The sequence below is a fragment of the Methylobacterium sp. CCH7-A2 genome (assembly GCF_001557075.1).
Taxonomy (GTDB): domain Bacteria; phylum Pseudomonadota; class Alphaproteobacteria; order Rhizobiales; family Beijerinckiaceae; genus Allobosea; species Allobosea massiliensis.
Genome location: NZ_LSKN01000060.1, coordinates 1 through 9,134 on the forward strand (window position 1 = coordinate 1; position 9,134 = coordinate 9,134).

The window sequence follows — 9,134 nt, forward strand, 5'->3', positions numbered from 1 at the left end:
CAAACGGCCGACCCCTCACCCTGCCCTCTCCCTACGGGAGAGGGTTCCCCGCGCTGCACTGGTCCAAAGGCGTGGACTAGCCTCTACGACGCCTTCTTGCGGCGCAGCGCGTCGACGAACTTGTTCAGCTCGATGATCGGGTCATAGGCCTTGTTGTCGACGGCCTGCAGCGGGCCCTGCTTGCCTTCGTAGATCTTGTCGAAAGCGGCCTTGTCCTTGGTGTTGAGGTTCAGCACCGCGTCCTTGATCTTGGCCTTGAGCTCGGTCGGCAGCTCGGTCAGATAGGCCATCGGCGAGTTCACGATCTGCTCGGACTTGTAGATGATCCGGAAATCCTCGGCCTTGACCATGTTCTTGCGGGCCATGCGCTGCAGGTTGGATTCCTGCTCGTCGTTCCACCAGTTGGCGGCGACGTCGACGGTGCCCTGACCGAGGGCGATGATCGCGTTCTCGTGGCTGCCGGTGTAGACGACCTTGCCGAAGTAGCTCTCGGGGTCGATCTTCATCCCGTCGAGCGCATAGCGTGGCACGTTGTTGCCGGAGGTCGAGTTCGGATCGACGAGGCCGAGGTTCTTGCCCTTCAGATCCTCGATCTTCTGATAGGGCGAGTCCTTCTTCACATAGAAGACCGAGTAGTAGCCCTTCGTGCCGTCGAGATTGGTCTCGATGGCGAAGGCTTCGATCTTGGCGCCGGTCATCAGCGCACGCGCGAACGAAGAGGGGCCGTACATGCCGATATGGATGTTGCCGGCGCGCTGACCTTCGATCAGGGCGGCGTAGTCGCTGGCGATGCGCAGCGTGACCTTGGTGCCAAGTTCCTTCGAGAGGTAGTTCACGAAGGGGGTGTAGCGCTCGACGACGCCCGAGGCGTTCTCGGCCGGGATGATGGCGAAGACGAGTTCGGGATACTTCGCCTTCCAGTCCTGGGCGAAGGCGGGGGCAGCCAGCGTGGCGGCGAGCGCCGCGGTGGCGAGCGTCAGGGTGTGACGACGGGTCAGCATGAAGTGCTCCTGTTGGTCTTCTGGGAGAGGGACCGCCCGGCGGGCCGGACGGAGGTCAGGCGACGTTCTGCTTGGCGCGCTGCGCTTCTTCGCTGGCGATGGCCTCGAGCTGGTCGAGCGCCTCGGCGCCGGCGTCCTTGGCTTCGATGCCGTAGAGCTTCGCCGCGATCTCGCTGGTGAGCTGGTGGGGCGGGCCGTCGAAGACGACCTTGCCGGCGGCCATGCCGATCAGCCGGTCGCAATATTTCGACGCGATATCGAGGTGATGCAGGTTCGAGACGACGGTGATGCCGTCCTCGCGGTTGATGCGGAACAGCGCGTCCATGACGACCTGCGTATTGCGCGGATCGAGCGAGGCGATCGGCTCGTCGGCGAGGATGATCTGCGGTTCCTGGACCAGGGCACGGGCGATGGCGACACGCTGCTGCTGGCCGCCGGAGAGGGTTTCGGCACGTTGGGCGAGGAGATGACCCATATCGAGCCGCTCGAGCGCCGCGATGGCGCGGATCTTGTCGTCGCGCGAAAAGCTCTTCACCAGCGTCAGCGCTGCGGCGCGATGGTCGAGCCGGCCAAGCAGGACATTGGTGAGGACGTCGAGGCGGCCGACCAGGTTGAACTGCTGGAAGATCATCGCCGTGTCGCGCCGCCAGCGGCGCAGCGCGGCGCCCTTCAGCGCTGTGACGTCACGGTCGCCGGAAAGGATGCGGCCTTCGCTCGGATCGGCGAGGCGATTCAGCATGCGCAGCAGCGTGGACTTGCCGGCGCCCGAGCGGCCGATGATGCCGACCATCTCGCCGCGCGGAATGGACAGGGTTACGCCGTCGACCGCGGCTTTGCCACCGAAGCGCTTGGTCAGACCCTCGATGCGCAGCATGATGCCGTTCCCGCGTTCCGTTGGCAGCATGGCTTCCGCCCGCGGCAGATCCTGCCGTAGGGGCCATGCTTTCCGACGGGCGACAGCTAGCCGGCACAGATGACAGACGGGTGACGGTCGGGCAGGCGGCCGGATGCCGCCTCAGGCGCCGCGCAGGAGCAGATCGACGCAGTCGCGGACATAGGCCGCGCGCTGGTCGGGAGGCGTCTGCGCGACGTTCATCAGCGCGCGATGCTGATGAAAGCCGCGCAGCATGCCGACGAACTGTTCCGCGAGCACCTTGGCCCGGGCATCGTCGAGCGGTTCCGCGAGGCCATCACCGACATGTGAACGTTGCCGCAGCAGCTGCGACAGCTCTTCGATGATCCGTAGCGCTCCCGCCTCGTAAGCCGCTTGGCCAAGCTCGGGAAAGCGGGCCGCCGCACTCATGACGAGACGATGGAGATCGAGGGAATGCGGGTCCAGCATCATCGCCAGTGCGTCTTCCCCGAGCCGTATCAGAGCGCTGCGCAGGTCGACGTCCTGGATGGGTCGGCGCAGCGGAATGGTCAGTTTTTCAGCGAGTTGCGTGCAGATCGCGCGGAAGAGGGCTTCTTTGTCGGCGAAGTGCGCGTAGATCGTCTGCTTCGAGACGCGGGCCCTCTGCGCGATCTGGTCGAGCGTCACCCGCTCGTAGCCTTCGGCGAGGAACATGGCGGAGGCTGCGCGGATGATGGCGCGATGCTTGTCCACCCGCAATCGTGACGGCAGGCGTCTTGCATCCGCCTCGTCGTCGGCAGACAGTTCCGGTGCGGCAGCATTCGTCATGGTTCTGCCCATCGTCGCCCTTATCAAACTGGACCGTCCAGTCTAAAATAAGCGCGTCATATCGGAGCGTCCAGTTCTATGAAGCGGTTCGTCTATCTGCTCCTGATCATCGGCCTCGCCGGCGGCGGCTACTACGGCTACCGCCATTACGAGAAGTCGAAGGCGCCGGCCCCGGTCGCCGCCGCTCCACAGGGGCGCGGTGCGGTTCCCGTCGAGGTGACCAAGATCGAGCGGGGAACAGTCAACGAGGAGGTCGAGGCGCTCGGCACGCTCGCCGCCGATGAATCCGTCGTGATCGCCCCGGAAATCGCGGGCCGCGTCACGGCTCTGGGCTTCAAGGAGGGCGAGCGGGTCGAGAAGGGGCAGGTGCTCGTCAAGCTCGACACCGCCATTCTCGATGCCGAGCTCAAGCAGCAGCAGGCGGATCTCGGCCTCGCGCGCGACACCTTCGAGCGGAACCGCTCGCTCAACCAGCGCGGCGTCGGCACGCAGGTCGCCTTCGACGAGGCGACGGCCAAGCTCGCCGCCGCCGAGGCGCGGGTGCAGCTCTCGCAGGCGAAGCTCGCTCAATCCACATTGATCGCGCCCTTCAACGGCGTCGTTGGCCTGCGCGCCGTCAGCGTCGGAGATTATGTGGCGGTCGGCAAGCAGCTGATCACTCTGACCAATATCGATCCGATCAAGGTCGACTTCCGTGTGCCCGAGATCTTCCTGTCGCAGGTCAAGGTCGGCCAGACGATCAGCCTGCGTGTCGATGCGGTGCCGAATTCCGAATTCCAGGGCAAGATCTTCGCGGTCGATCCCGTCGTCGATATCAATGGGCGCGCCATCCGCCTCCGCGCCACCGTTCCCAACGGCGATCTCACGCTCAAGCCGGGCCTCTTCGCCCGTGTCACCATCGTGGTCGACCGTCGCGAGAACGCGATGCTGATCCCCGAATCCGCGGTGGTGCCGGATGGGCTCGGCAAGGTCGTGTTCATCGTCGAGAACGGCAAGGCGAAACGCGTCGCGGTCGAGCTCGGCAAGAGGTTGCCGGGCAAGGTCGAGATCGTGAAGGGGCTGACCCCGCAGATGACGGTCGTCAGCTCCGGCCAGATGCGGTTGCGCGACGGCTCGACAGTCTCCGTGAAGAACAGCCAGCCGCCGGTTCAGACGAGCGCGCTGCCCGCCACGCTGAGCCCCTGAGCCCGAGTCCCGCGCGCCATGAGCCTGTTCGCCCTCTTCGTTCGCCGGCCGGTCTTCTCGACCGTGCTGAGCCTGCTCGTGCTCCTGATCGGCGCGGTGTCCTATACGCGCCTCACGGTCCGCGAATATCCGAACATCGATGAGCCGGTCGTCTCGGTCCGTACCGTCTATACCGGCGCCAGTGCCGAAATCATCGAGACGCAGGTCACGCAGATCCTGGAGAACTCGATCGCGGGCATCGAGGGCATCGAGATCATCTCCTCGACCAGCCGCCAGGAGCAGAGCAACATCTCGGTCCGCTTCCGGCCGGACGTCGATCCCGACGTCGCGGCTTCCGACGTGCGCGACCGTGTCAGCCGCGTGCGCGGGCGCATGCCGTCCGAGATCGACGAACCGATCATCGCCAAGGTCGAGGCGGATGCTCAGCCGATCCTGTTCCTGTCGCTGATCAGCTCGCGCCACAACCCGCTGGAACTGACCGACTTCGCCGACCGCTTCATCACCGACCGGGTGCAGAACATCACTGGCGTGGCCGAGGTGCAGATCCGCGGCGAGCGGCGCTACGCCATGCGCATCTGGCTCGATCGGGCGCGCATGTCGGCCTACAACATCACGGTCCAGGAGATCGAGGCGGCGGTCCGCGCGCAGAATGTCGAGATTCCCTCGGGCCGCATCGAGAGCAACAACCGCGAATTCACGGTGCTCTCGCAGACCGGGCTGACGACGCCCGAGCAGTTCCAGCAGATCGTCGTCAAGGACGCCAACAACTTCCCGATCAAGCTGCGCGACGTCGCGCGCGTCGAACTCGGCGCGCTGGCGGAGCGCAACGCCGCTTGGTTTTCCGGCAATCCCTCCGTGACGATCGGCATCGTCAAGCAGGCGACGGCCAATCCGCTCGACGTCTCCAAGGGCATCCGTGCCGCGCTGCCGGAGATCATCGACGATCTGCCGGACGGCATGACGATCGCGACCTCCTATGACACCTCGGTCTTCATCGACCGCTCGATCCAGGCCGTCTACACGACGATCCTCGAGGCGGTCGTCCTCGTCGTGCTGATCATCTTCATCTTCCTGCGCTCGCTGCGCGCGACACTGATCCCGCTCGTCACCATCCCGGTGTCGCTCGTCGGCTCGTTTGCGCTGATGTATGCCTTCGGCTTCACGGTCAACACGCTGACGCTGCTGTCGATGGTGCTGGCGATCGGCCTCGTCGTGGACGACGCCATCGTGGTTCTGGAGAACGTCCATCGCCATATCGAGGACGGGATGGAGCCGAACGCTGCGGCGATCCGCGGCATCAACGAGATCGCCTTCGCCGTCGTGGCGATGACGCTGACCCTGGTCGCGGTCTATGCGCCGATGGCCTTCTCGACCGGGCGGACGGGCAAGCTCTTCATCGAGTTCGCGCTGACGCTGGCGGGAGCCGTGCTGGTCTCGGGTTTCGTCGCGCTGACCTTGACGCCGATGATGTGCGCCAAGCTACTCCGGCACAATGAAAGCCATGGCTGGCTCTACAATCTGCTCGAGCGCGGCTTCAATGCCCTGTCGCGCGGCTATAAGGCCTCGCTGCGCGGGGCTTTGGCGATCCGCCCGGTGATCGTGCTGCTGGCGCTCGGTGTGGCGGGCGGCAGCTATTTCTTCTTCACCAATCTGCGCTCGGAACTGGCGCCGGTCGAGGATCGCGGCAGCTTCACCGTTATCGGCGTGGCGCCGGAAGGCTCGACGATGAACTTCACTGCGGAATATGCCCGCCGCGCGGAAGAGTTCTTCAAGCGCTTCCCGGACGTCCAGACCAATCTCGTCATTGTGGGCTTCCCGGATGTGACGCGCGCGTTGGCCTTCGCCCGTCTCAAGCCCTGGGAGGAGCGTGGCACGAAGCAGCAGGACATGGTGGCGGAGATCAACCGCAGCCTGTCGCAGGTGCCCGGCATTCGGCTCTTCGCCACCAATCCGCCTTCGCTCGGCCAGGGCGGTGCCAACAGCAGGCCGGTGGAGTTCGTCCTGCGCTCGTCCGAGCCCTATGAGCAGATCAAGCAGTATGTCGACGCGCTCCTGGCCGAAGTCGCCGGCTCGCCCGCACTGACCAATCTCGAATCCAACCTCATCCTCGACAAGCCGCAGATCAAGGTTTCGATCGACCGCCAGCGCGCGGCGGATGTCGGCGTCGGCGTTGATGTCATCGGCCGCACGATGGAAACCCTGCTCGGCGGGCGGCAGGTGACCCGCTTCAACATGAATGGCGAGCAGTACGACGTCGTCATCCAGGTCGGCGGCGAGGACCGCAACACGCCGCAGGCGCTGCAGTCGATCTATCTGATGGGCCGGGGCGGCGCGGTGGTGCAGCTCTCGAGCCTGGTCAAGGTCGAGGAGACGGTCGCGCCGAAGGAGCTGATCCGCTTCAACCAGCTTCGTGCGGCGACGATCACCGCCGTGCCCGCCCCCGGCTATTCGCTCGGCGACGCTTTGGCCGTGCTGGAACAGGCCTCGGCCCGTGTCCTGCCGAAAACAGTGCAGATCGACTATTCCGGCCAGAGCCGCGAGTACAAGCAGTCTGGCGCCTCGATCGCGATCGTCTTCCTGCTGGCGCTGGGCTTCATCTATCTCGTGCTGGCCGCCCAGTTCGAGAGCTTCATCGATCCCGTCGTGATCATGGTCTCGGTGCCGCTCTCGCTCACGGGCGCGCTCGCGGCACTCTACTTCGCCGGCGGCACGATGAACGTTTACAGCCAGATCGGCCTGATCACCCTCGTCGGCCTCATCACCAAGCACGGCATCCTGATCCTGGAGTTCACCAACCAGCTCCGCGAGGAGGGCAAGGAGATGATCGACGCCCTGGTCGAGGCGGCGGAACTGCGCCTGCGACCGATCCTCATGACCACGGGCGCGATGGTGCTGGGCGCCGTGCCGCTGGCATTGGCCCATGGCGCGGGCGCCGAAAGCCGCTCGCAGATCGGCTGGGTCATCGTCGGCGGCATGACCTTCGGCACGCTGCTGACGCTCTATGTGGTGCCGGTCGCCTATTCCTATCTCGCGAGCAAGAAGCGCTCCGTGCATGGGCATGTGGTGAAGGAGACGCCGGCGGCGCATCCCCAGCCCGCCGAGTAGCCCGCTACTGCAGGCGCACCGAGACGCTTTCGCTGGCGCCGGTGCCGTCGATGACGGAGATTCGCAGGAAGCCCTTGCCCGGCGGCTGCCATGTCGCTTCGCGCCGCCGTGTCGGTGGGAGGACCGGCGCGCCATCCACCAGCCAAGTATAGGGCGGCGCGCCGCCGGCGACCTTGAGATTGAGCTCGGGCCGTCCGTCGGCGGCCGAGGCGGCGAGGTCGATCCGGGCTCCTTCGGGCGGGAAGGCGAGCCTCAGCGACGGCGTCGTCATCGCGACCACCGTCTTCGGCACGTCCTGGCGCAGATGGCGCAGCGGGGGCGGCAGCTGGGCGCTCGTCGCCACGATGCTGTCGCGCGGCTGCGGGAAGGGGCGCGGGTCGAGGCCTATCCGCGCGAAGGCGTCGAACAGGATCGGGGCCGCGACGACCCGCCCGACGAGGCCCGGCACGGCGCCGTTGTCAGCGCGGCCGACCCAGACGCCGATCGTGTGCCTGCGGTCGAAGCCGACCGCCCAGGCATCGCGATAGCCATAGGAGGTGCCGGTCTTGAAGGCGATGCGGCCGGGCATGGCATTGAGCGGCGGCGGCGCGCCGAGTAGCGTGTCGGCGACATACCAGGCGGCGACCGGCTCGACGAGGCGGGGCGAAGGCGCGTCTTCCCCTCCCGCCCGCACCCGCAGCGGCGCGACATCCCCACCACGCGCCAGCCCGACATAGAGGCGTGTCAGGTCCTGCAGGGTGATGCCGAGCCCACCGAGTCCGACGGCGAGGCCGGGAGCGCCGCCTTCCTTCGGCATGGCGACCGCGACCCCGGCATCGCGCAGTCGCGACAGGAATCGCTGAGGCCCGAGCGCCGAGAGCAGTTCGACCGCCGGCACGTTGAGCGAGAGCTGCAGCGCCTTGCGGGCCGAGACCATGCCCTGGAAGGTCATGTCGAAGTTCTCGGGCACGTAGAGTCCGTAGCGCGCCGGCCGGTCCTCCAGCATCGTCTCGGGATGGGCGATGCCGTTGTCGAAGGCGAGCGCGTAGATGAAGGGCTTGAGCGCCGAGCCCGGCGAGCGCAGCGCCCGCGTCAGGTCGAGCGAGCCGGCCCGCTCGGCGGCGAAGTAGTCGACGCCGCCGACCGAGGCGCGGATCTCGCCGGTCTCGTTGTCGACCGCGAGGATGGCGATCGAGACCTGCGGGCTGAGGCCCAGGCTGCGGTCGCGGGCCAGCGCTTCCAGCGCCGACTGAAGCCGCGCATCGAGGCTGAGGCGATGGCTGCGGGCGGCCGGCGCTTCCGCCACGACCTGCTCGGCGACATGGGGGGCGAGGTTGGGGAAAGGCTTGCGCGCCGTCGGGACCGGCTCGTCTCGCGCGGCGGCGATTTCGGCTGCGGTGGCGAGGCCAGCCTCCGCGACGCGGGCCAGTACCCGGTCGCGGGCCTTGCGGGCGGCCTCGGCGAAGCGGTCGGGCCGGCGCGTCTCGGGCGATTGCGGCAGGGCGACGAGCAGCGCGGCCTCGGCGGTCGAGAGGCGCTTCGGCTCCTTGCCGAACCAGGCGAGGCTGGCTGCGCGCACGCCCTCGAGATTACCGCCGAAGGGGGCGAGCGTCAGGTAGAGGTCGAGGATTTCGGTCTTGGTGAAGCGCCGCTCGAGTTCGACGGCGCGCACCGCCTGGCGGAGCTTGGCGGCGAGGCTGCGCTCCTCGCGGGGCTCCAGCAGACGCGCGACCTGCATGGTCAGCGTCGATCCGCCGGAGACGATGCGGCCGTTCCACAGCATCTGTCCGGCCGCGCGCACGAGGCCCAGCGGGTCGATGCCGGCATGGCTGTCGAACCTCCTGTCCTCATAGGCCTTGAGCATGGCGAGATAGCGCGGATCGACATCACCCGTGCCGACCGGAAGCTTCCAGCGGCCATCCGGCGTCAGGAAGGGGCGGAGAAGCCGGCCCTCGCGGTCCAGAACCACGGTCGAGCGCTCTGTCGCGGCCGTAAGGTCGAGCGGCGGGAGGGAGCGGGCGTAGTGGAGGAGGGAGGCGGTCGCGGCGGTGAGGAGCAGGGCGAGCGATCCGGCTGCGATCTTCAGCGTGCGGAAGCGAGCGGGCGCTGACCCCTCCCCCTTGTGGGGAGGGGCAGGGGTGGGGGGCGCAAAGGCAGGTTCGTCCGCTTCTTCGCTCGCGGGG

At 67.0% G+C, this 9,134-nt stretch carries 6 protein-coding genes; 2 read left to right on the top strand and 4 right to left on the bottom strand.

The window, feature by feature from the left end:
* Positions 1-83: 83 nt before the first annotated feature.
* From phnD to AX750_RS04170, 3 genes are all read right to left on the bottom strand, one after another.
* Positions 84-1,001, bottom strand: a complete 918-nt coding sequence (gene phnD, locus AX750_RS04160; RefSeq protein ID WP_066734757.1) for a phosphonate ABC transporter substrate-binding protein — start codon at positions 999-1,001, stop codon at positions 84-86.
* 55 nt (positions 1,002-1,056) lie between these two features.
* Positions 1,057-1,875 carry a phosphonate ABC transporter ATP-binding protein gene (gene phnC, locus AX750_RS04165; protein ID WP_066734759.1) on the bottom strand — a complete coding sequence of 273 codons (819 nt, stop codon included), beginning with the start codon at positions 1,873-1,875 and terminating at the stop codon, positions 1,057-1,059.
* Between the two features lie 141 nt (positions 1,876-2,016).
* Entirely contained in the window at positions 2,017-2,682 is a 666-nt protein-coding gene (locus AX750_RS04170) for a TetR/AcrR family transcriptional regulator (protein WP_197431945.1), read from the bottom strand.
* Positions 2,683-2,760: 78 nt separating this feature from the next.
* On the opposite strand from AX750_RS04170, the gene AX750_RS04175 reads away from it, so the two are divergent.
* Together AX750_RS04175 and AX750_RS04180 are read left to right on the top strand one after the other, a co-directional pair.
* Positions 2,761-3,867, top strand: coding sequence for an efflux RND transporter periplasmic adaptor subunit (locus AX750_RS04175; RefSeq protein WP_066734754.1), 1,107 nt, complete (start codon positions 2,761-2,763; stop codon positions 3,865-3,867).
* Positions 3,868-3,885: 18 nt separating this feature from the next.
* Positions 3,886-6,972 carry an efflux RND transporter permease subunit gene (locus tag AX750_RS04180; RefSeq protein ID WP_066734752.1) on the top strand — a complete coding sequence of 1,029 codons (3,087 nt, stop codon included), beginning with the start codon at positions 3,886-3,888 and terminating at the stop codon, positions 6,970-6,972.
* 4 nt (positions 6,973-6,976) lie between these two features.
* Here the strand turns inward: AX750_RS04180 and pbpC are convergent, their stop codons facing one another.
* Complete coding sequence (gene pbpC / locus AX750_RS04185; protein WP_066734758.1) at positions 6,977-9,037, bottom strand: penicillin-binding protein 1C; 2,061 nt, start codon at positions 9,035-9,037, stop codon at positions 6,977-6,979.
* Positions 9,038-9,134: the final 97 nt, after the last annotated feature.